At 68.2% G+C, this 22,279-nt stretch carries 17 protein-coding genes; 8 read left to right on the top strand and 9 right to left on the bottom strand.

The window, feature by feature from the left end; all coding sequences use genetic code 11:
• The first annotated feature begins 29 nt into the window (after positions 1–29).
• The gene (locus tag ABGB14_RS11290; protein ID WP_347643542.1) at positions 30–1,145 is read left to right on the top strand and encodes a helix-turn-helix domain-containing protein; all 1,116 of its coding nucleotides are present in this window, start codon (positions 30–32) and stop codon (positions 1,143–1,145) included.
• Between the two features lie 92 nt (positions 1,146–1,237).
• A complete protein-coding gene (locus ABGB14_RS11285; protein WP_347643541.1) occupies positions 1,238–2,476 on the top strand; it encodes a helix-turn-helix transcriptional regulator in 1,239 nt (412 codons plus the stop codon).
• A gap of 142 nt (positions 2,477–2,618) precedes the next feature.
• Here the strand turns inward: ABGB14_RS11285 and ABGB14_RS11280 are convergent, their stop codons facing one another.
• Complete coding sequence (locus ABGB14_RS11280) at positions 2,619–2,906, bottom strand: DUF4287 domain-containing protein (RefSeq protein WP_347643540.1); 288 nt, start codon at positions 2,904–2,906, stop codon at positions 2,619–2,621.
• Between the two features lie 174 nt (positions 2,907–3,080).
• Positions 3,081–7,184 (bottom strand): glycosyl hydrolase 115 family protein, encoded by a 4,104-nt coding sequence (locus ABGB14_RS11275; RefSeq protein WP_347643539.1) that lies wholly within the window; start codon positions 7,182–7,184, stop codon positions 3,081–3,083.
• Between the two features lie 148 nt (positions 7,185–7,332).
• Between ABGB14_RS11275 and ABGB14_RS11270 the strand changes: the two genes are divergently transcribed.
• Both ABGB14_RS11270 and ABGB14_RS11265 read left to right on the top strand, forming a co-directional pair.
• Positions 7,333–8,325, top strand: coding sequence for a LacI family DNA-binding transcriptional regulator (locus tag ABGB14_RS11270; protein WP_347643538.1), 993 nt, complete (start codon positions 7,333–7,335; stop codon positions 8,323–8,325).
• Between the two features lie 192 nt (positions 8,326–8,517).
• Positions 8,518–9,627: a YbdK family carboxylate-amine ligase gene (locus ABGB14_RS11265; protein WP_347643537.1), complete on the top strand. Its 1,110-nt coding sequence runs from the start codon at positions 8,518–8,520 to the stop codon at positions 9,625–9,627.
• Positions 9,628–9,706: 79 nt separating this feature from the next.
• On the opposite strand, the gene ABGB14_RS11260 is transcribed toward ABGB14_RS11265, so the two are convergent.
• The 7 genes from ABGB14_RS11260 to ABGB14_RS11230 form a co-directional block, all read right to left on the bottom strand.
• Positions 9,707–10,591 carry a carbohydrate ABC transporter permease gene (locus tag ABGB14_RS11260; RefSeq protein ID WP_347643536.1) on the bottom strand — a complete coding sequence of 295 codons (885 nt, stop codon included), beginning with the start codon at positions 10,589–10,591 and terminating at the stop codon, positions 9,707–9,709.
• Positions 10,588–11,529: a sugar ABC transporter permease gene (locus tag ABGB14_RS11255; protein WP_347643535.1), complete on the bottom strand. Its 942-nt coding sequence runs from the start codon at positions 11,527–11,529 to the stop codon at positions 10,588–10,590. The genes ABGB14_RS11260 and ABGB14_RS11255 overlap by 4 nt, the downstream gene beginning before the upstream one ends.
• Before the next feature lie 74 nt (positions 11,530–11,603).
• Positions 11,604–12,965 carry an extracellular solute-binding protein gene (locus ABGB14_RS11250; protein WP_347643534.1) on the bottom strand — a complete coding sequence of 454 codons (1,362 nt, stop codon included), beginning with the start codon at positions 12,963–12,965 and terminating at the stop codon, positions 11,604–11,606.
• 169 nt (positions 12,966–13,134) lie between these two features.
• Positions 13,135–15,309: an alpha/beta hydrolase-fold protein gene (locus ABGB14_RS11245; protein ID WP_347643533.1), complete on the bottom strand. Its 2,175-nt coding sequence runs from the start codon at positions 15,307–15,309 to the stop codon at positions 13,135–13,137.
• 182 nt (positions 15,310–15,491) lie between these two features.
• Positions 15,492–16,478, bottom strand: a complete 987-nt coding sequence (locus ABGB14_RS11240; RefSeq protein ID WP_347643831.1) for a LacI family DNA-binding transcriptional regulator — start codon at positions 16,476–16,478, stop codon at positions 15,492–15,494.
• A 217-nt stretch (positions 16,479–16,695) separates the two neighbouring features.
• A complete protein-coding gene (locus tag ABGB14_RS11235; protein WP_347643830.1) occupies positions 16,696–16,908 on the bottom strand; it encodes a substrate-binding domain-containing protein in 213 nt (70 codons plus the stop codon).
• A 173-nt stretch (positions 16,909–17,081) separates the two neighbouring features.
• Complete coding sequence (locus ABGB14_RS11230; RefSeq protein WP_347643532.1) at positions 17,082–17,852, bottom strand: FadR/GntR family transcriptional regulator; 771 nt, start codon at positions 17,850–17,852, stop codon at positions 17,082–17,084.
• 124 nt (positions 17,853–17,976) lie between these two features.
• Between ABGB14_RS11230 and ABGB14_RS11225 the strand changes: the two genes are divergently transcribed.
• Genes ABGB14_RS11225 through ABGB14_RS11210 form a run of 4 tightly spaced genes read left to right on the top strand, consistent with a single transcriptional unit; the run spans position 17,977 to position 22,141 of the window.
• Positions 17,977–19,245 (top strand): extracellular solute-binding protein, encoded by a 1,269-nt coding sequence (locus ABGB14_RS11225; protein WP_347643531.1) that lies wholly within the window; start codon positions 17,977–17,979, stop codon positions 19,243–19,245.
• Positions 19,246–19,249: 4 nt separating this feature from the next.
• Positions 19,250–20,134: a sugar ABC transporter permease gene (locus tag ABGB14_RS11220; protein ID WP_347643530.1), complete on the top strand. Its 885-nt coding sequence runs from the start codon at positions 19,250–19,252 to the stop codon at positions 20,132–20,134.
• Positions 20,134–20,961 (top strand): carbohydrate ABC transporter permease, encoded by an 828-nt coding sequence (locus ABGB14_RS11215; RefSeq protein WP_347643529.1) that lies wholly within the window; start codon positions 20,134–20,136, stop codon positions 20,959–20,961. The genes ABGB14_RS11220 and ABGB14_RS11215 overlap by 1 nt, the downstream gene beginning before the upstream one ends.
• Positions 20,962–20,995: 34 nt before the next feature.
• A complete protein-coding gene (locus ABGB14_RS11210) occupies positions 20,996–22,141 on the top strand; it encodes a mandelate racemase/muconate lactonizing enzyme family protein (RefSeq protein ID WP_347643528.1) in 1,146 nt (381 codons plus the stop codon).
• The last annotated feature ends 138 nt before the right edge of the window (positions 22,142–22,279 follow it).

The following is a 22,279-nucleotide window of genomic DNA, read 5'->3' as shown; positions in this document are numbered from 1 at the left end:
GCGGTACAACACCGTGAGGAGGGAGAGCAATGGCCAGGGCCAAGACCACGCGCACGCTGTACGCGGCTGGAGATCTCGACTACGCGGTGCCGCCGGGGGAAACCCTGCGGGAGCTTCTCGAAGAGAAGGGGATGACTCAGCGTGAGCTGGCCGAGCGGGTCGGTTTGTCCCCGAAGCATGTCAACCAGTTGATCCACGGACTCGTACGCCTCACCCCCGAGGTGGCGGAATCGCTGGAACGAGTAGTCGGGACGCCGGCGAAGCTTTGGAACCGGCTTGAGGCGGACTACCAGTCCACACGGGCACGGCTGCGCTCCGCCAGAGACCTGGAGCAACACGTCGGATGGCTCAAGGAACTTCCGGTGTCCGAGCTGGTGAAGCGCAAGATCCTCCCCGAAGGGCCGAGCGACAAGATTTCGCGTATCGATCAGCTTCTCGCGTTCTTCTCCGTCGCCTCGGTCGATGTGTGGCGAGACCTGTACGAGCAACCGGCGGCGTACGCGTTCAGAAAGTCGAAGGTCCAGGACTCGAAGCTCGGCCCCTTGGCCACGTGGCTGCGCCTCGGCGAGATCGAGGCGCAGGAGATGCTGTGCGGCTCGTACGACGCGACCGCTCTTCGGGCCTCGCTCCCTGAGCTGCGGGCCCTTACCGTGCTGCCTGCCCAGGAGTTCCGGCCGCGGCTGCAGAAGATCTGCTCCGCCAGCGGGGTCGCCGTCGTCTTCACCGAGGAAGTCAAGGGTGCGCGCGTGAGCGGTGTCACGCGCAAGATCGGAACCAAGCGCGTAATCCAGCTCAGCCAGCGCTACCGCACCGACGATCAGCTCTGGTTCAGCTTCTTCCACGAGATCCACCATGTTCTCAACGGTGACGACGAGATGCGTATCGAAATAGCGGGGAGAACCGACACCGAAGACCCGAAAGAGCTGGAAGCGGACCGGTTCTCAGCGGACACCCTCATACCTCCTCAGCACGCTTCCCGACTGGCTGGACTGACTTCGAAGGCGGCGGTGCGAGCCTTCGCCGAGGAGATCGGCATCGCTCCGGGGATAGTCATTGGACGCCTGCAACGCGAACACCCCCGACGCTGGCCCTACAGCAATGGGAACGACCTCAAGCGCAAGCTGGATCTGCTCGAAACTCAGTAACAACCGGCATGAGCCGGGACCGGCTGACCGCGCCTCTCCGGTCCCGACAGCACGACCACGACGCCCCCACGTCTGACAGCGAGGTGCTCACGATGGTGACCGAACTTCCGGCATGGGCCGTACGGCTGCGCGCCGAGCGGCGCAATCGGTTCTGGAGCCAGAAGGACATGGCCCGACGCCTGGTCGAGGCCGCCGACGACGACGTACGAGCCCGGCTCCCTTCCCGGGAGAGCATCGTGCGCCGGATCAAGGCGTACGAGGCCGGGCACAACCAGCCCGACGACCCCTACCGCCTCCTGTACGCCCGCGCCTTCGACCTCACCGAGGACGAGTTGTTCGAGCACAACCATGGAACCCTCGGGTTCGCCGGTGACGACGAGTGGGACGCTCTGGAACTGGCTCGCCGCGCCGCCGCCACCGAGGTCGGGCGGGAGACACTCGAACGGCTGGAACTGGCGGTCGATGACCTGGCCGTGGCCTACCCCGAGACTCCGCCCCGCGAGTTGCTGGTGCGGGTGCGCCGTCACCTCTACTACGTCTCCCAACTCCTGGACTCCAAGAAGACGCTCACCGAGCATCGGCGGCTCCTGGTGGCCGGCGGCTGGCTCTCTCTCCTCGCCGCGACCTGCCTCATCGACCTGCGCTGGTTTCCGGCCGCCGCCGCGCGGCTTCGGACGGCTGCCCAGCTCGCCAAGGAAACAGAGCATCGCGAGATCGCCGCCTGGTGTCTGGAGACGGAGGCGTGGCAGGTCCTCACAGAAGGCGACTTCGGTCGAGCCCTGACCTTTGCCCTGGCAGCGCAACGAGTCGCGCCCAGCGGAAGTTCGGCGTACATCCAGGCGACCGCGCAGGAGGGCCGGGCTTGTGCACGCCTCGGCGAGGCCCGGGAGACCCACGAGACGCTGAACCGGGTGATGCGGCTCGTCGCGCCTCTGCATGTCCCAGACCGGCCCGAACACCACTTCCGGTACGATCCCGCCAAGTCCGACGCCTATATCGCGACCACCTTGTGCTGGCTCGGTGATCCATCGGCCGAGCCGTACTCCCGAGGAGTGCTCGCCCGGCTGGAGTCGACGACAGACGGCCCGCCACGGCCACGCAGGGCGGTGGCCGCGCGGCTCGACCTGGCGCTCGCGCTCCTGGCCGCCGACCAGCCCGACGAGGCTGGACACCTGACTCTCACCGCGATGACCAGCGGACTCCTCGTTCCGTCCAACTACTGGCGGGCAGCCGAGGTGGTCAGAGGTTTGGAAACAAGACGCGCACCCGTGGCCGCCGAACTGCGCGAGGCATACCGCGAGCTCCGCGCCCCTGCCGCCCAGCCTTCATGACAATTGCTCGCGATTTCCCCGTGACCGTCATCTGGCCCGAGGGCGCCGCGAGAGAAGGTCACGTGACCCTGCCGTCCTTCGACCAGACTCTCGTGCGATCCAGTCCTTCTTCAGGTTGGCCGGCTGGTCAGGGGCTGGCTGGTCAGGGCCGGTTGTCCTTGCCGTCGAGCCACAGCGTGTCGGACTCGTCGCGATGGGAGCCCGAGCTGCCGACGTGTTTGGCGTCGATCTGCGGACCCTTCTTGATCACGTGCACCAGGGCCATCGCGTGCCCACGTCCGAGGCCGTAGTCCTCCTTGAGCCAGTCGATGATCGCACCGGCTTTCACGGACGGGTCGTCGAAGCCGCGCCCCTTCGCCAGGGCGATGAACTCCCGTGGCGTCAGCCCGGTCTTGCCTTCAATGTTGTCCAGATACGCCTGGAAGGACATGAGGTTCTCCATTCTGTGGGGTTATGTCGGCACATGACAGGTCCATGTGCCGCCCGCAACCCCTGCGAACAGTAAGCTTGCATTTTGCAAGTCCGATATGTCAACTGAAGTATGGGATGAGATCACGGCCTTGCACGGCGCGCTGGGGTCCGGCAAGAAGCCAGGCGAAGGTGCTCATCCCACCTTCGCCTGCGACGACGCGCTCGCTCCCCGGCTGCTGGGGTCCTGGAAGCCGGTCAGGCCGGGGGTGTCGTCCGTGGTCAGCACGATCTGGTTGAGCACCAGCCCCGCCTCACGAGGCGCCAGCGAGATCGTGTGCTCGCCCGGCTCGAGCGCCAGCGCGGCGGCGGCGACGCTCGTGCTGCCGTACCAGGTCTCGAACCCGGTCTCCGGCCCGGACTTGCTCGAGTGGTATCTCCACTGCCCGTCGACGAGCACGTGGTAGGAGTCGGCGTCGGGGTTCGGGTTGCTCGTGTTGGCGAACAGGTAGTACGTGCCACCGGTCCGGATGTCGACGGTGAAGTCGAGCCGCGGTGGTGCGCCTGCCGCGGAGCTTCCGTTGACCTTCTCTGCCGGGCCGGCCTCGAACAACGCCTCGGCCTGGGCCGCGGTGGTCGCCAGCCAGTTCGCCTTGGCGCCGGCGTCGGCCGGCGGGACGACCTGGAGGCCGTTACGGGCCAGCGCCCAGGTGTGCGTCCCGTTGTTGCTGTCGGTGGCGTGGGCGGCGGCACTCTTCTCGAGCGCGTCGGCCGCGTCGATGACCGCCAGGCCGTCCCGCTCCTCGTACGGGCCGGTCGGCGAGCCCTCGGCCCTGCCCACCGTGACCGGCGCCACCCAGGCCTGCCCGCCACCGGCGGTGATGGAGAGCTCGGCCGTCCCCACCCTGTGCCCGGTGACCCGGATGCGGCCGTCCTCCACGGCGACCGACGCGGCGGTCGTGTTGTCGGACCCCGCGGCCTCCACGTCCCGCACGCCGTCGACCGTGCTCGTCTCGCCCACCGACGTCTGGATGGCGGGCAGCCGGTGGAGCTCCGGCATCGCGGGCGGAAGAGGCGCCACGGTGGCCTTCTGGGGAGCGGCGATGTTGTTCGGGCTCTCGGGCGGGCCGACCAGGCCGTCACCGGCCGCGCCGGCGCGGGTCTCGATGATGATCCGGTCGAAGAGGATCGCCGCGTCCGAGCGGTAGACCACGAGGTCGTGCCAGCCCGGTGTGGTCACGTCTACGGTGAACCGCAGGGGTTCGATGGCATGCATGATGTTGAATCCCCAGGGGCTGGTGCTCGTACCGGCGACGGAGTTGCCGCGCAGCAGGCTGGGGGCCTGCTTGTCGAGCCCGATCGCCGTGCGTGCGGTTCGCGGCGTGCCGTCGTCGTCCGTGCCCTCGTTCAGCGTCGGAATGCGGTAGAAGGTCCCGGTGAACTTCCCGGTGGAGGTGAAGTGGACCCGGTATCTCAGGCGGGCGGTCGTCTCGAAGCCCGAGTCGACCCGGGGCGCGATCTCCGGGAAGCTGCCCATCGATGCCCCGCGCTGGCCCACGCCCTGGAGTGGCGCCCAGCGGCTGCCGTCGGCGCCGGGCACGTTCTCGGAGAAGTGCTCGGCCTCGATGGTCACGTGTCCGCCGGCCTCCAGGTGCGCCGGCTCGGCGGCACGGCGCAGATCCACGGCTGCCCGCTCCGCCTTGACCGTGAACGTCGCGACCGGGTCGCCGGCCTTGACGCCGTCGACGGCGTTGAAGACCCGGATCGTCCCCGTCGTGGCCGGGTTCTTCTTGGCGACCGTCACCGTGACGCGCTGTTCTGTCGCGGTCTTGCCCGAGCGCCGGGAAAGGATGATCCACGGAGCGTCCGCCTCGGCGACCCACTCCTGCGGGTCGGCCACGTCGTCCCGGGAGAACACGTCGAAGAAGCGTTTGTCGTCGGGCGCGGCCGAGTTGAACGTCAGCGTGCCGCGGCCGGGCTCCTTGCTCCCCTCGGCGGCGGCGCCCACCGCGTCGGCCGGTGTGGCCACCCGGGCATACCGGTCGTTGGTGAGCATGACGGCGCCCTCGTTCGGGAAGCCTTCGGGATGGCTGTGGCCGATGGCGTCGTCCCACTTGCCGTCGCTGATCGTGTTCCAGTGGTCCTCGTCGGTGAAGACGCGCTGACGGGCCTGCTTCGAGAGCAGCTCGTAACTTCCCGCGCTGGCGTAACGGCCCTGGGCGGCGGCGAGCTGGTTCTTCCAGTAGTAGCCGATCTGCTCGGCCATGTTGCGGTAGGACCGGACTCGGTGGAGCACCTGCTGGTAGAACGTGGAGCGATAGCGGGGGTCGAGCTTCGCGGAAACGCGCTCGAGAACCGCCACCAGTTCGTTGGACTCGTTGATGTAGCGCTGGAGCTCGTCCCCGTCCGAGGTGGCGCTGAAGGGGAAGACCTGACCGTTGTGGATCCTTCCCGAGTTCGCGTTGGAGGAGTTGACCTCCCCCCAGGACTCGGCGCGCTTGGTGTTCTCGAGCACGTCGAACCTTTCCAGCGCGTCGACGACCGCGGCCGCGTCGCCGCCCCTCAGCCGGAAGTCCCTCTGCACGTGCTCGGTGAGGAACTTCTTGCCGATGTTCGTGTCGTCGTAGCCCTCGACGTGCCACGCGAGCTTGGCGAACAGGTCGAGCTTGATCTCGCCGGGCTTGATGTCCCCGACGTTGAGGATCCAGTAGCGTCCCGCACCGGAGTTCCACGCCCGGTGCAGTTGCTGCACCATGAGGGACATGGGCGTCGAGTTCAGCCACAGGTAGCTCTTCGGCTCGCCCCAGTAGGAGATGTGGTAGTAGACGCCGTTCCCGCCGGACCGGGCCGCTTCTGTCCGCGTGGGCACCTGGCGCAGGTAACCATGGTTGTCCTCGGCCCACATCAGGGTCACGTCGCCGGGGATGTGGTCCTTCAGCCCGGCGTTGTAGAGATCGTTCATCTCCTTGTAGGGGATGAACACCTGGGGCACGGCGTCGGCTCTGCCGTAGATCTCCGCGATCAGCCGGCGCTGCTCGCGGATGACGTCGGCCAACATCTCGATCTTGTCCTTGAACCCGTACGGGTTACCGGGCGTGAACACCGGATCGCTGTCGTGCACGCCGCGGATGCCCAGGGCGAGGATGTTCTCGAAGCCGGCGTTGGCGACCACGCGCTGGCGCCAGTACTCCAGGATCGCGGGCTTGTTGATCGAATAGTCGAAGGCCGCCACGGCGTCCGGGCCCTTGATGTCCCACGCGTCCTTGTTGCGGTCGTACCACTGTCGCCATTCGCCCTCGTTGTTGCGCAGCATCAGCTCCGCGTGGGAGGAGGACGCGACGATGCCGAACGCCGCCGCCTCGCGCGCGTTGACCGGTGTTCCGTTGTCGTACGTCCCGGTGTCGGTGACCGCGTTGAACGCCGTCGAGGCCAGGTGCATCGCCGGCCAGAGCGTGTTCAGCCTGAGCCGCAACATCAGCTCGAAGACGTGCCGGTAGTAGTTGACCTCAGGCGTGCCCTTGCCGGTGGGGAACTTCTTCTTCGCCCACGCGACGGTGCGTTCCTCGTCGTTGACGAAGATTCCGCGGTATTTGACGTCCGGCCCGTCGTCGACCCTGGCCTTGCCCTTGACCTTGATGTCGTCGCGCTGCCTGACCGGTACGTCGGCGTACCAGTACCACGGCGAGACCCCGATCTCCTCGGAGACGGAGTAGATCCCGTAGATCGTCCCGCGGGCGTCGCTGCCCGCGATCACCAGGGCCTTGCCGACCCCGGGGACCGGGTTCTTGACGGTCTTGGCCGCGTACGCCTCCCACCTGCCCTCGATCCCGGCGGCCTCGTCGAACTTGCCGGCTTCGACGATCTCGTCGATCAGCCGGCTCTGACCGAGCTGGCCGACGATGATCGCGGTCTTCTGGCCCGCGGCCTCGGTCAGCAGGGCCGGCGTCTTCCTGCGGTCGGCCTTCGCCAGCCGCGCTTCCTTGGCCGGCTCGTCGTCGACGAACAGGCTCTGCACCTCGCCGGGGTCGATCGCCCCGGTCACCATGGCGACGTCCTGGCGTAAATCCTGGACCGCGCGACGCACCTGTCCGTAGTCCCGATCGGCGTGATCGCCGCCATAGGACGGGTCGATGAGGATCGGCGCGGTCGTGCGGCCGTCGAAGATGGTGAAGTCGGTCGATGCCGCCTGTGCCGGCGTCACCCCCACCGACGTCAGTGACACGGCCAGCATGGCGCCGGTCGTCACGACCGCGGACCACCGCCTGACCCGACTGCCGATCGTGCGCTGCTCGTGCTGCACAGCTTGACCTCTTCGCCCGGGCTGCGACATCCCTCGCTCCTCTCGCCCGACACGTCACCGTGTGGCCGGCATGATCGCAACGTAGGTACGACGCGACAATTTCTGCAAGGTGTTGCCAGAATTTCCATATTCGTGGCTAGATGCGTTCGTGCAGCCCACCATCTTCGACGTCGCGCAAGCCGCCGGCGTGGCAGCGTCGACGGTCTCCCGGGCGTTCAACAACCCCGGCCGGGTCAACGAGGCGACGCGACAGCGGATCGTCGCGGCCGCCGCGCAGCTCGGCTATCAGCACAGGCCGCAGAACCGCGCTCTTGCGGGTCTGCGCCACCGCACCATCGCCCTGGTGCTGTCCGACATCACCAATCCCCACTTCTTCGAGCTGATCCGCGGCGCCGAACAGCGCGCGCGGGCGTCCGACGCCACTCTGGTGATCGTCAACGCCGAGGAGTCCCGGCGCATCGAGGAGAACCAGATCCGCGGCCTGGCCACCGGCGTGGACGGGTTCGTGCTGGCCTCCAGCCGGCTCGGCGACGAGGTCCTGCGTGACCTCGCCAAACTGCACCGGATCGTCCTGTTCAACCGAGAGCTGCCCGGGTTGACCAGCGTGACGTTCGACACCGTCACCGGCTGCCAGCAGATCCTGGAGCACCTGGCCTCGCTCGGGCACCGGAGCCTCACCTACTGCGCCGGGCCTCCCAGCTCCTGGATGGGCGCGACGCGCTGGGCGGCACTGGGCGCCGAGGCCGGAGCGCAGGGTCTGACGGCCCACCGGATCGGTCCGTACGCCCCCAACGTCGCGGGCGGCGGGGCCGCCGCCGACGGAGCGCTGCGCACCGATGCGACGGCGGTCATAGCTCACAACGACCTCCTGGCGATCGGCATCATCCGGCGCCTCGCCCAGCGTGGTGTCCGCGTCCCGGCCGACGTCAGCGTGATCGGGTTCGACGACATCTTCGCCGCCGACTTCGTCCATCCCTCGTTGAGCACCCTGGCCGGGCCCGGCTCGCACGCCGGCCGGCTCGCGGTGGAGCTCCTGATCGAGCAGCTCGCCGCACGGTCACCACGCGAGGGCGAGGCGATCCGCCTGCCCACCGAGCTGGTGATCCGCGAGTCGTCCGGACCGGTGGAACGCCGCGGCTGAGCGGCCCCGGCCGCACGAACCGGGAAATCGCCTCGGCGCCGGGTGAGTACCGTGGCGTCTGCGGGCAAGAGCCTTCGAGACGAGGGTAGTGAACCGGTGCCGGCTCACATCTGCGACGGAGGCCGAGCCGGGTCGGACAACCACGTGAGTGATCATCTGCCGCGAAGTGGCTTGCGCTTCAGGGGGCCGCTCATGAGAACGGATCTCTCATCCGCCCGTGCGGAGCACGGCGGAAGCCCCACCCTGACTCTGGGCGTGGAGGAGGAGTTCGTCCTGCTGGACCGCTCCGACGGGCGTCCGGCCGACCGGGCGCCCGCGATCCTGGCCCTGCTCGGCGGCGAGCCGCTGGTCAAGCATGAATTCCTGCGCTACCAGCTGGAGACCGTCACCGGCGTGTGCACGGATCTGGGCCAGGTGGGGAAGGAGCTGGCGCGGAGTCGACGGCTGGCCGCCCGCGCGGCGGCGGAACTGGACTGCCATCTGGTCGCCACCGGCATACCACCGCAGCCTGGCCCCGGCCCGTGCCCGGTCACGGCCGATCCCCGCTACCTGCAGCTGATGGCCCGCTACGGTTTCCTGGCCGCCGGCCCCGGCACCTGCGGGTGCCATGTGCACGTCGGCGTGCCCTCACGGGAACTGGGCGTGCGGGTCCTGGCGCGGTTGCGGCCGTACCTCGCCACGCTGCTGGCGCTCAGCGTCAACTCTCCCATCGCCGACGGCTGCGACACCGGTTGGGCAAGCAGTCGCTACCCCTGGTGGACCCGCAGGCCCTCGGCGGTGCCTCCCCGGGTGTGGCGATCCGCGGCCGCCTATGACGCCACCGTACGCCGCCTGATCCTCCGGGGGGATGCGCTGGACGAGCGGGGTGTCTACTTCCACGCTCGCCTGTCACCGCGCTACCCCACGGTGGAGGTGCGCATCATGGACGTCTGCCTCACGGTCGATGACACCGTTCTGGTCGCCGGACTGGCACGGGCCCTGGTCGCGTTGGCGATCGACGACGAGCGACGCGGCGTGCCGGTCAAGGTCATCAGCGGCCGGCGGATCACCGCCGACCTGCGCGCCGCCGCCCGGCACGGCCTGGCCGCGCACGCCGTCGATCCGTACACCGGATTCCTGGCGCCGCACCACCATCTGGCGGATGCCGTCCTGAACCGCCTGCCCGAGCCCGAGCCGATCGCCGGCCTGCTCCGCTGCCTCGTCCTTCACGGTACGGGTGCCGACAGGCAGCGCGCGATGCTGGCCCGCGCCGGCACGCCGCAACGCTTCGCCCAGTTCCTCGCCGAGGCGACCCTCCGGTGAATCCGCGCCGTCCACGGACCCGGGCCGGGCGCCTTGCCGCCGCACATCGCGCCTGACGCGACGGCGCATGTGCCGCGGCTCATCTCAGGCCACCGACGGACAGCCCTCCGCGCCAGTGTCGTTGAAGAGTGAAGAAGGCGATGACGAGGGGGATGACCGACACGAGCGCGCCCATGATGATGAGGCTCCAGAGGGAGGTGCTGCCCGCGTTGTTCGCCGAGGCGATCCCCTGCCAGAGGCCGAGTCCGACGGTGACGGGGAAAAGGCGGTTGTCGGAGAGCATGGCCAGGGGCAGGAAGTAGTTGTTCCAGGATGCCACGGCGGACAGGAGCAGCACGGTGACCACCGCAGGCCGCATCAGCGGGAACGCGACCTGGAGGAACGTTCGTATCTCACCCGCGCCATCGGCCCGCGCCGCGTCCAGGATCTCGTCGGGAACCGCGTCGCGCGCGTACACGTGCATCAGATAGACCCCGAAGGGGTTGAGAAGCGAGGGGAGGATCACCGCCCAGATCGTGTTCGTCAGTCCGAGCTGGGAGAACATCATGAAGGTCGGAATCACCAGGGCCGTCGCGGGCACCATCAGCGCGCCGAGCACGAGTGCGAAGCTGAAGCGTCTGGCGGCGAATCGGTATTTGGCGAATCCGTAGCCGGCCATGACGGCCAGGATCGTGGCGCCGATCCCGCCCGCGACGGCGTACAACGTGGAGTTCAGGATCCACCTGCCGTAGATCCCGTTGTCGTAGGTGAACAGCTGCTGGAGATTGCCGACGTAGTCGATCTCGGTGGCGAACCACAGGGTGTTGCCGCCGCCGAACAGGCCGGGGGCGTCTTTGGAGCTGTTGACGATGACCCACCAGAACGGCACGAGAAAGTACACGACCAGAAAGCCGAGGAGCACCTGCAGGGGGAGATGGCGTTGTGGCCGGCGGCGGGCGCCGGCGCGGGAGGGGGCATTCGTCACAGGAAGCTCCTTCGCTTGCGGGTGAAGAACAGAAAGGCGTAGACGCCGACGAACACGATCCCGCCGAGAGCGAAGGAGATCGCCGATCCGTAGTTGAAGTTCGCGAGTGAGAACGCCTGCTGGTAGGCGTACATGTTGGGGGTGAAGTCCGGCCCGATGGTGCCGGCCGCGAGCGACCGCAGAATCTGTGGTTCGTTGAAGAACTGCAGGGTGCCGATGAGCGAGAAGACCAGGATCAGGATCAGCGCTGGGGCGATCAGCGGGATTTTGATCCGCAGGGCGATCTGCCACTTGCCGGCGCCGTCCATGCGGGCGGCCTCATAGAGTGCCGGGTCGATGCCCTGGAGCGCCGCATACAGGATGATCATGTAGTAGCCGGCCCACTGCCAGGTCACGACGTTGACCAGACCGTAGAAGATCAGATTGCTGCTGAGGAAGTCAGGCGGGGTGGCGCCGAACAACCCGAAGATGTCGGAGAACGGCCCGAAGCTCCTGCTGTACAGGAACCCCCACATGACGGCCCCGATGACCGTGGGAATCGCGTAGGGGAGAAAGATCATGAGGCGGGAGAAGCGGGTGAACAGGGAGGTCACCGCATCGAGGATCAGGGCCATCGCGAGGGCGATGATGATCTGCAGCGGAATGGAGACCAGCGAGAAGCGGATGACGAACCACGACCCCGACAGGAAGCTCGGGTCGCTGAACGCCTTCACGTAGTTGTCGAGGAAGACGAAGCTGGTGCCGCCGATCAGCTTCTTCTGAAAGAGACTGAGGTACAACGCGTACCCGAGCGGCGCGATGAGCAGGGCGAGGAAGACGATTCCGAATGGCCCGACGAAGAGCCACCCCATCAGATGCTCGCGGAGGCGAACCGTGCCGCGGGTTCTGCGTGTCCTCTCCTGGGTGGGTGGTGTGCTCTTCTCGATCAGAATGGTCACGTTGGGCTCCGGAATGTCGGTGCTGGCAGATCACGGGTGGGCCGGCCGAAGACGGGCGCGGCCCACCCTGCTCGTCACTTGACGGTGAAACCTTGTTCCTGGGCGTAGCCCACCACGTCCTCCTGCAGCCGGTCGGCCGCCTGCGCGCCGGTGTCGGAGCCCTTGATGAGCGCGCTGACCTGCTTGGTCATGGCGTCGAAGTAGTACTGGCCGAACGGGCTGTAGGTGACACCCTTGTAGGCGTTCGCCGCGGGGACGTAGACCTCCTTGTTCGCCTGCTGGCCGTCGAAGAAGTCCACCTTCAGGTTCACGAACTCGGGGTCGTTGAGCGCTTTGAGGTTCAGCGGGAAGATGATCTGGTTGGTCCAGCCGTGGGTGAGCGACTCCTTGTCGGCGTAGAGGCCGTACGCCACCTTCGCCGCGAGTTCGGGGTTCTTCGCCTGGCTCGTCACGGAGAAGGCCGACCCGCCCCAGTTCACCTGCACGGGGTTGTCGGCATCCCACTGCGGCAGCGGGGCCACCGCGAACTTGCCGGTGTCCTCGCCCTTGCCGACGCCGGCGCCGGTGAGGTAGCCGGGCGCCCAGGCCGCCGAGATGTACGTCGCGTACTTCCCGTTGATCACTCCGGAGATGTACTCGGGCGTGAACTGGTCCTGCGTCCCGACCAGCCCCTTGCGCGCGAGGCCCGCCCAGTAGTCGAGCACGTCCTTGGAGCCCTGGTCGTTCAGCGCGATGCCGATCGTGCTCTGCTGCGCCGGATCGTAGGTGAACGGCACGGCGCCCTTCTGGATCTGCAGCGCCATCGTGAGGGCGGACACGTTCGCGGCGAAGTCACCGAACTGCGGGCCACCCGCGTCCTTCATCTTCTGCGCCGCCTGCTCGTACTCGGCCCACGTCTTCGGCGGCTTGATGTCGTACTTGTCGAAGATGTCCTTGCGGTAGATCATCGCCATCGGGCCGCCGTCGACCGGAACGCCGTAGACCGCGTCACCGACCGAGACGTCCTTCCACGCGCCCTCGCTGTAGTCGGCCTTGACGCCGTCGAAGCCGTACTTCTTGATGTCCACGAGCGCGTTCTGGATCTGGAAGGTCGGGATCCGGTCCATCTCGATCATGATCACGTCGGGTGCGCCCGTGCCCGCCGAGATGGACGTCTGGAACTTGTCGTACTCGTCACTGCCCTGGCCGACGTTGGTCCAGCAGACCTGCACCTCGCCGTTCTGCTTGTTGAAGTTGTCGACGACGAGTTGCATGTTGGGATACCAGCCCCACATCGTCACGACCGGAAGGTCCTTCTTGGGGATCGTGTTCGTGCAGTTGCTCGCGTCGTTTCCGCTCGCGTCGCTCCCGCCTCCTTGCTCGCTGGAGGAGCAGGAGGCGAGCGCGGTCGCGGCGGCGAGCATGGCTGCCGCGACAAGGAGCGTTTTCTTCTTCATTGGCATGTTTCCCTCTGGATCGCAGCGCACGGAGGTTCCTGCGCTGCCGCTGTGATCGAGCGACCGACCGGGACGGGGCACAGGTGACGCGACCTGTGCCCCGCCCGATCGTGTCGCCCTTGTGTGAGCGCTAACATCATCGATGTCCGACAGCGCCCGGGAAGGCCCCCTAGCGCTTGAACAGGCGTGGCGCCAGGTCGATGAGGTTCTTCTGCCACACGTCCCAACCGTGCGGCCCCGGGGTGACCCCGTCGAACTCGTAGCGGATGCCGAGGTCGTCCAGGGTGGCCAGGGACGTCGTGAACGACGGGTACACGAAGTCGGTCTGGTCGCCGACGTACAGGCGCAACAACGTGGTCCCGTTGTTGATCGCCTCCGCGTCGACGCCCGCGCCGCTGCCGAAGCCGGCCGAGAACGCCGCCACATAAGCGAACGTGCCCGGGTGCGCCTTGAGCACCCCGAACGTCTGCCCGCCTCCCATCGAGAGGCCGGCGAGGGCCTGCTGCGACGGGTCGCTGGAGACGTTGTAGCGGTCACGGACAGCCGGAACGATGTTCTCCAGCAGTTCCTTGTTGAAGTCGGGCACGTTGCCGTTGCCCATCACGACCACCATCGGCACCAGATCCCCGTCGAGGAACTGGTGGTCGAGGATCTGCTTCGCACGTCCCATCTCGACCCAGTCCGTGTAATTCTGTCCGCCACCGTGCTGGAGGTGGAAGACGGGGTACGGCTCCGCGCGGTCCGGGTCGTAGCCGGGCGGGGTCCACACCAGCGCGGTCCGGTCCTCATTCGCCACACCGCTCCGGTACGTCATGCTCTCGACCTTGCCGCCCTTGCCGGCGGGAACGTCCGAGAGCAGGCGCGCCCTGTCGCCGGGGACGAAGAAGGTGCTCCACGTCGGCTCCGAGGTCACCTTCGTCGGGTTCGACGCGTCCTTGACCGCGACCCGATCCACCATCAGCCGGTAGTAGTAGAACCACGGGTCGAGCGGACCCACGGTCGCTCGCCAGCGGTCGCCCGCACGGGACAGCGGGATGCGCAGCCAGCTCCCGTTGGGAGCCCAGTTCGCCCACACCGTGACCTGCTGGGCGTCCTGGAAGTCCGTGGTGGTCTCGAAGGTGACGAACCCGTCCTCGGCCACGAACGGCGTCGGAGTGGTGCCGGGCGCCGGCGGGGTGAACTCGCCCTTCAGCCGGCCGTGACCGTCGCTCGGGCCGTGATCCGACACCTTGCGGAACAGCCGCGGCACGAAGTCGATCAGGTTCTCCTGCCAGGCGTTCCAGTTGGCCCCGGCGTCGGGGTTGACCCCGTCGAACTCGTACGTGACGTGGGCGCGGTCCAGCGCCTTCGTCAGGCGGTTGGTCGCGTTGTACGCGGGATCCGTCACGTTCCCCGTGTACAGACGCAGCAGCTTGACGTGGCGGTTGATCGTGTTCGCGTTCGCCCGGCCGACGCCGTCCGCCAGGAGGCCTGAGAACGAACCGGCGTAGGCGAAATGGGTCGGGCGGGTCAGCGCGGCACGCAGAGCCCGCGTCCCGCCCTCGGTCACACCGGCGATCGCCTGATGCGCGGGGTCCCGGTGGATGCGGTAGCGGTCCTCGACCGCCTTCCGGAGATCCTTCACCTCCTTGTCGCCGGCGGACCCGTGACCGTCGCTGATCACGACCACCATCGGCTCCATGTCCCGCTGAGCCGACAGATTGTCGAAGATCTGCTTGGCCCGGCCGAGGTCGAGCCAGTCGGTGGCGCTCACACCGTCACCGGACTGCAGGAACAGCACCGGATACGCCTTGGGGCCAGGAGCGGGGTAGCCGGGCGGCGTCCACACCAGAGCCGACTTCTCCTGCTTCCCGGCCCGGTAGGTCAGGGTCTCGACCTTGCCGCCCTGTCCCTCGGGCACGTCCGCCAGCGGGCGCACCGCGTCGCCCGGCACGAAGAAGGTGCTCCAGAAGGGCTTGGACGCCACCTTGGTGCTGTTCGTCGGATCCTTGAGGCCGGTGCCATCGGCCGTGACCTGGTAGGAGTACAGGCCCGGCTTGAGCGGGCCGAGGACCCCCGAGTAGACATCGCCCCGGCGGGTCAGGCCGAACTCCGCCCAGGCGGCAGAGGGGCCGAAGTTCCCCTCGATGACGACCTGCCCCGCGCCGCCCTCGATGGCGGCCGCCGGGACGCTGAACGACGCGTAGCCGTCCTCGGAGACGGTGAGCCATGGTGTGTCGGCCGCCGCCACCGGCCCCGGCGCGAGCAACACCGCCGCGATCGCCATGACGCCGGCGGCGATCACCGACGTGAGCCGGCGCACGCCCTGGGGGCGCGACCTGCCGTGATAAGGTAAAAAAGGCATGCAGAAACTCCCTTGATGGCCTGGCCACGGATGGTTACCTGCGGGCCGGCCTAGATCAGCGATGGTTGTGTTGGGTTCTGTCAACACCTCCGTCCGTAGGGGTTCGACTTGCCCACCTGCCGTTCGTTGCCGCGAACGTTCAGGTGTGCTGAGACGCCGCACCTGTGGGTGGCGTCACGTTCTCACGCAGTACTCGGCGCCGCGGTCGAGCCGCGCACCACCAGGCGGGTCGGGAGCACGATCTGGCCGGGGCCCTCCCAATCGCCGCGCACCAGCGACTTCAACATGCGCGCGGCCTCGTTCCCGAGCAGGTACATCGACTGGTCCACCGTGGTCAGCCCCGGCTCGGCCAGCGCGGAGTCCGGGATGTTGTCGAAGCCGGCCACCGACAGGTCGCCGGGAACGTCGAGCCCCAGGTCTCTTGCGACCTCCAGGGTTTTCAGCGCCATGCCGTCGTTCGCCGCGAAGATCGCCGTCGGGCGGTCCTGCCTGTCCAGCAGCGCCCGCGCGAGCGGCGCCGCCGACTCGGGAGTGAAGTCCCCTCTCGCGATCAGCTCCGGATCGACGGGGATGCCTGCGTCGGTCAGCGCCCTCCGGTAGCCCTCCTCGCGCGCCACCGCGGAGGCCAGGCTGGAGCGGCCGGCGATGAAGGCGATCCGCCGATGCCCCAGGCCGAGGAGATGCCCGGCCACCGCGGTGGCACCGGCGAAGTTGTCGGCCGTCACCGACGGCGCCGTCGAGCCCACCGCCGGATCGATGACCACGACCGGAGTGCCGCTCCGCACCTCGCCCGAGGGCGTGACCACGATGGAGCCGTCCGTGAGCGTGCCCGCCAGGCGGGCCAGATGCCGCTGCTCCCAGCCCTCGGAATAGGACCCGTAAAGGTCGCTGTTGGCGTAGATGATCAGGTCGAAGCCCGACTGGCTCAGCTCGTCCATCACGCCCTTGAGCACCTCGGCCGTGTAGGACTGGAAGCTGTGGGTCACCAGCCCCAGGACGTTCGTACGGCTGCGCCGCAGGCTCGTCGCCACCAGGCTCGACTCGTAGCCGAGCTGCTCGATGGCCGAACGGACCTGCGCGATCGTTCTCGCGCTGACGCCGTAACGCCCGTTGACCACCCGCGACACGGTGGCGGTGGAGACGCCCGCCGATCGTGCGACATCGCTCATCGTCACCGGTGCGCCACCCTCGGCCATGCCGCCCTCACCAGTTGCAATCGTTATCGGTTACGTTTGCAGCGTCACGGTAAGCGATCACGATTGCAGAAACAAGACCTTTTCGGACGGCCGTTCATCAGGTATAACGTTGACCGGATCGTGCGGGCCGGACCGGGCGTGGCGCCGCCCTGGTCCGGCCAGGGCGGCCAGTGCCCCTGCCGACCTGGGGCTAAGCGAGCGGAGAGACAGGCCCCGTCGAGTCGTGAATGCTGAGGGTCGTCGCCAGCTGGAGGTGCCGGGAGGCGGGCTGGACACCGTCCGCCATGCCGAAGACGGTCTCGACGGCCATCCGGCCCATGCCGAGCAGGGGCTGCCGGACGGACGTGAGCCGGGGCGTGGTCCACTGGGCCTGCGGCGTGTCGTCGAACCCGGTGACCGACAGCTCGCCGGGGACGGAGACGCCGAGCTCTATGGCCGCGGCGATCGCGGTCGGGTCGCCGGCTCGCTCGTCAGGTTCACGCTGACCGTGCCCGACGACGGCGTGCTGAACGTCGACGTCGAGCTCGCGCCCTGGGCGGTGATGTCGCTGCGGCAGTCGAGGACGGCGGCCGGGCGCTAGCGTTGCAGGCGCACCGGGGCGCTCGGCGCGTTGCGCCGGACGAGCCAGGCCTCGGTGATGTGCGTGAACATCGCTTCGGCGGCGCCGTCGGGGTCGTGGGCGGCGATGCGCTCGTAGATCCGGCGATGGCCCTGGTTGGACGCCACGCACAGAGCGCGCTCCGGCTTGCCCATGTAGCGGGCGGTGTTGATCACCTGGCTCTCCAGCGCTCGCACCACGCCCCGGGCGATGCGGTTGCCGGACGCCTGCATGATCACGTCGTGGAAGGCTCGGTCGTGGTCGGCGTAGGTGACGTGGTCGTCCACGAGGTCGTCCATCCGGTCCACGAGCGCGCGCAGCTGCTCGACGGTCTCCTCGCCTGCCACGCGGGCGGCGAGGTGGGCCATGTCGGACTCGAGCAGCCGGCGGGTGACGACGAGGTCGTCGAGGATGCCCAGGCTCTCGTCCATGTCGATGGTCGCGGCGAGCACGAGCTCGTCGAGCATGTCCCACATCGTGGGCGGGGTGACCATGGTGCCCGCGCCCTGGCGGACCTGGACGAGCCCCTTCTCCTGGAGGATCTTCACGGCCTCGCGCACGACGGTCCGGCTCACCGAGAAGGTCTCGCACAACACGGGCTCGGGGGGAAGGGGCGTGCCGGACGGGTGCACGCCGCGGACGATGCGCTCGACGAGCTCCGCCGTCACCGCCTTGGCGAGGCTGGCCGGCCGCCGGACCCATGCGGGCGGGACGGCGTCGCTGCCGGTCGATTCCCGCGATGCCGTCATAGCCCCTCCAGTGCCTCGACCGGCGCCAGTATATGGCAACCCTGTTGACGTCATACATCATACGAGTTACGTTTCCGTGGCAGACGGCCGAGGACGCCGGCCGCGTTCTGGAGAGGCAACACCCATGAAGCAGCGAAGACTCTGGTCGGCCGTCCTCGTCACAGGCCTGGCCGTGACCGGCTGCGGGAGCGCCGCACCGACGCAGCCCTCCTCCGGGGACACCGCGAGCACGATCGTGGTGTGGGACTGGAAATCCGGCGAACCCGGCGTGGCCTCCTACCTGGAGAAGGCCAAGGCCGATTTCGCCAGGAAACATCCCGACGTCACCGTCGAGTTCGTGGCCCAGCCGTTCGACCAGTACTACACGCTCCTCGGGGCGGCCACCCAGTCGGGGAAGGGCCCCGACGTCATGCTGTTCAACGGCGGCGGGCAGATCCGCGACCGGGTGGACACGCTGCTGCCGCTGGACCGGTACGTGGCCGACGACAGGCAGCGACTGGCCGGCTGGGACGCCTTCAGCAAGGACGGCAAGGTCTATGCCGCCCCGGTGACGTTGCAGGGCCACCCGATCTACTACAACAAGACGATCTACCAGAAGGCCGGGCTGGACCCCGCGGATCCGCCGAAGACGTGGAACGAGTTCGTCAGCGGCTGCGCGGCCATCAAGAAGGCGGCCGGCGCCAGGTGCCTCGCCCTCGGCAACAAGGAAGGCTTCGGGATCCAGTTCTTCATGTCGGGCCTCGGGCCGGGAATCCTGACGCCCGAGGAGTACGACGACTGGATCGCGGGGAAGCGCGACTGGACCTCTCCCCACGTGAAGGAGATCTTCAAGCTGTGGAAGAAGGTCAACGACGACGGCCTGAACAACGAAGGGCCCAACTCCACCGCGCTGTTCAACGACGCCTTCGCCCTCTTCAACACCGGTAAGGCCGCCACCATCATCGGGCTGATGTCGGATGTCGGGCACTGGAAGGACTTCGGCGAGTTCCTGGGCGCCGGTCAGGTCGGCGTCATGACGGCCCCGGTGGTCACCGGCGAGGCCACGCCCGTCCTTCCCTACGACGGCGGCATCGGCTACGCGGTCGCCAAGTCGGCCAAGGATCCCGAACTGGCAGCCGACCTGGTGCGATCGCTGACCTCGACCGACGCTCTGGCCGCCTTCTACACCGGCGCCGGCGCGATCACCTCCGACACCACGATCGACGTGTCGCAGGGCGCTCCCGCCGTGGCGGCGATCGTGCCCCAGATCAAGACCGGCAAGCCCGCCCTGCACGTCGCGCTGTCCAGCAAGACCCTGGAGCTGATGGGCAGGCTGTCCCAGCAGCTTCTGAGCGGGTCCGCGAGCGTCGACGACGCGGTGAAGCAACTGGCCGCCTCGGACAAGGCGAGTTGATCGCGTGCCGATCGGAGGTCCCCCCGGGGCGCGGGCCGAGCGTTTCGCGCCCTTCGTCCTGGTGGCTCCAGCCGTACTGATCATCGTGGCCCTGCGGTTGTGGCCGCTGGTGCTGGGCGTCAACTTCTCCCTCACCGGAGACGGCGAGCGCAACGGGATGGCCGTCGGCTTCGACAACTACGCCGAACTGCTGAACGACCCGTTGTTCCGCACCGCGCTGGGCAATGTCGGACTGCTGGTGCTCCTGCTTCCCGTCGCGGTGGCGATCCCCGGCCTGCTGGCGACGTTCATCTATCTGCGGGTGCCCGGGCATCGGCTCTTCCGCGGCGTCTACTTCTTCCCCGCCGTGCTCTCGCCGGTGATCGTCGGTGCGATCTTCAACCTGATGCTCGGCTTCGACGGCCCGTTGAACACCGCCCTGGGACAGATCGGCCTCGGCCCCGTCGACTGGCTCGGCGACCCGGACCTGGCCATGTTCACGGTCATCGGCGTGCACGTCTGGGCGACGTTCGGGATGGCCCTGGTGGTCTTCCTCGCCGGCTTCTCCACTCTGGACGCCGCGCTCCTGGACGCCGCCCGCATGGACGGCGCGTCGCTTCCCCAGACCATCTGGCACGTCATCGTCCCGGGCCTGTCGCGCACCATCCAGTTCGTCTTCGTGACCACCATGATCGGAATGCTGACCTCGATGTTCGGCCTGCTGTACGTGATGACCAGCGGCGGACCGGAAGGTTCGACGTACCTGCCGGAGTTCTACGTCTGGATCCAGCAGGGACAGATGAACCGGCCGGCACTCGCCTCGGCCGCATCGACGGTGTTGTTCCTCATCATGCTCGTGGTCGGAATCCTTCAGGTGGCGGTGCTGCGCCGGGCGGGGAGGGAGGACTGATGCGCGGCAGGCGCCTGGGCAGGTGGCTGGCCGCCGTCCCGATGGCGCTCCTCGCGCTGGCGACCGTCTATCCCCTCGTGTTCACCACCAACGTCGCCATGAAGACCCGGCGGGAGTACATCTTCGACCGGTTCTCCCCGGCGAGCTCCCCGCACCTGGAGAACATCGCCGCGGCGTGGAACAGCGTCGGCATGGCGCGCTACTTCGCCAACTCGCTCTTCGTGGTGACGGCCGCGGTCGTCCTGCTGCTGCTCTTCGGGTCGATGGCCGGCTTCGCACTGGCCCAGTTGCGTTTCCGCGGCTCCTCGGTGTTGTTCCTCGGCTGCCTGGCGGCGTTGTTCGTCCCGTTCCAGGTGATCATGGTGCCGCTGACCCGGGTCATGGCGGCCGGGGGCCTCATCGACACCTACCCCGGACTGATCCTGACCTACGTCGCGCAGTTCCTCCCCTTCACCGTCTTCCTGATGACCAGCCACTACCGGACCATCCCCGTGGAGATCATCCACGCCGCGAAGATCGACGGGAACTCCACCTACGGCGTCTACCGGCGCATCATGATCCCGCTCGGCGCTCCGGCCCTGCTGTCGGTCGGCATCCTCGACGCTCTGTTCTGCTGGAACGACGTGCTCATCTCCCTGCTGATGACGCCGTCCCCGGAGCATCGCACCCTCATGGTCGGGGTCACCGCGTTACGCGGCCAGTACTCGGACAACATCCCCCAATTCGCCTCGGGAGTTCTGATCGCCGCGGTACCGGTCCTGTTGATCTATCTCTTCCTGCAACGCCAGATCGCCGACGGTGTCACCGCCGGTTCCACGAAGGGCTGACATGCGCATCTCGGGGTATCGGACGCTGACGACAGTGCATGAATGGGGCCGCACCGTCGGCGACGCCAACGGCGTCCACACCGACGGGATCGTGCCGGTGCCGATCATCCTGGTGGACACCGACGAAGGCATCACCGGCGTCGGTCTCGGGCCGCACGCCCACCTCGACACCTTCTTCGCCGCCATCGAGGGAGAGGATCCGCGCGGCGTGACGGCGCTCTACGACCGCATGCTGCGGCAGACGTTCAAGGCCGGTCACGCGGGCGCCGTGTTCGGGACCATCGGCGCGCTCGACACCGCTCTGTGGGACATCAAGGCGCAGGCCGCCGGCGAGCCGCTCTGGCGTCTGCTGGGCGGTCGCGACAGGCGGGTCCCCGCCTACGCCTCCGGCCTGGACATCAGCCAGACCGACGACGAACTCGCCTCCCTCTACCAGGAGTACGCCCGGCACGGACTGCGGGCGGCCAAGCTCAAGGGCGGCCTCGACCTCGAACGTGACCGGCGCCGCCTCGCCCTCGTACGAGAGGTCCTGGCCGAGGCCGCGCACGGATCGCGGCCGGGTCTGATGCTCGACGTCAACGAGTCCTGGACCCGGAAGCAGGCGGTCCGGCACGTCTGCGAGCTGGAACGCACCCTGGACCTGGTGTGGATCGAAGAGCCGGTCCGGCGGTGGGACGCCGAAGGTCTCGCCACCGTCGGCCGCGGGATCCGCGCCTCGATCGCCACGGGCGAGAACCTCACCGGGCTCGACCAGTACCGGCCCCTGCTGGCGGCGGGGGCCGTCGACATCGTCCAGACCGCCGCCGTCTGGGGAGTCACCCATTTCCTGCGCGTATCCGCTCTGGCGCACGCCCACGACCTGCCGGTCAGCCCGATCGGCACCACTCCGGCCGGGCTGCTGCACGCCGCGACGTCGGTGCCGAACCACCTGGTCAGCGAGCTGCAGGACCTGCGGCCACCGCTCGGGGTGTCCCTCGATCTGACCGTCGAGGACGGCGCGTTCATCCTCGGCTCCTCCGCTGGACTGGGCGTCACGATCGACGAGGACACCATCGCCTCGCTCGCCCGCCGGCCCGGCGACGCCATGGCGGCCGGCACCCCCAACGTCCGGCCCGAGCACGCCGGACGACGCCTGCTGACCGGGACCGATCACGGCGCCGGCCCGCCCTCCGGCCCCTGACCCCGCACGACCGGGCCGCGACGTCAACGCGCGCCATTCGTCCACGTCACGGGCGCGCGAGGCGGCGGCCGAGGGCCGGTCGCGGGACCGGCCGACGGAGCCTGGCTCCGTCGGCCGGTTGACCTGCGTGCCCGCGGC

This window comes from Nonomuraea sp. B10E15 (genome assembly GCF_039871615.1).
In the GTDB taxonomy this organism is placed as follows: domain Bacteria; phylum Actinomycetota; class Actinomycetes; order Streptosporangiales; family Streptosporangiaceae; genus Nonomuraea.
This window is presented reverse-complemented; position numbering and strand designations above follow the sequence as displayed.

Excerpts from the sequence above, each read along its gene's own strand:
- ABGB14_RS11290 (WP_347643542.1), top strand. The coding sequence starts at position 30 with ATGGCCAGGGCCAAGACCACGCGCACGCTGTACGCGGCTGGAGATCTC.
- ABGB14_RS11285 (WP_347643541.1), top strand. The coding sequence starts at position 1,238 with ATGGTGACCGAACTTCCGGCATGGGCCGTACGGCTGCGCGCCGAGCGG.
- ABGB14_RS11280 (WP_347643540.1), bottom strand. The coding sequence starts at position 2,906 with ATGTCCTTCCAGGCGTATCTGGACAACATTGAAGGCAAGACCGGGCTG.
- ABGB14_RS11265 (WP_347643537.1), top strand. The coding sequence starts at position 8,518 with ATGAGAACGGATCTCTCATCCGCCCGTGCGGAGCACGGCGGAAGCCCC.
- ABGB14_RS11250 (WP_347643534.1), bottom strand. The coding sequence starts at position 12,965 with ATGAAGAAGAAAACGCTCCTTGTCGCGGCAGCCATGCTCGCCGCCGCG.
- ABGB14_RS11245 (WP_347643533.1), bottom strand. The coding sequence starts at position 15,309 with ATGCCTTTTTTACCTTATCACGGCAGGTCGCGCCCCCAGGGCGTGCGC.
- ABGB14_RS11240 (WP_347643831.1), bottom strand. The coding sequence starts at position 16,478 with ATGAGCGATGTCGCACGATCGGCGGGCGTCTCCACCGCCACCGTGTCG.
- ABGB14_RS11230 (WP_347643532.1), bottom strand. The coding sequence starts at position 17,852 with ATGACGGCATCGCGGGAATCGACCGGCAGCGACGCCGTCCCGCCCGCA.
- ABGB14_RS11225 (WP_347643531.1), top strand. The coding sequence starts at position 17,977 with ATGAAGCAGCGAAGACTCTGGTCGGCCGTCCTCGTCACAGGCCTGGCC.
- ABGB14_RS11215 (WP_347643529.1), top strand. The coding sequence starts at position 20,134 with ATGCGCGGCAGGCGCCTGGGCAGGTGGCTGGCCGCCGTCCCGATGGCG.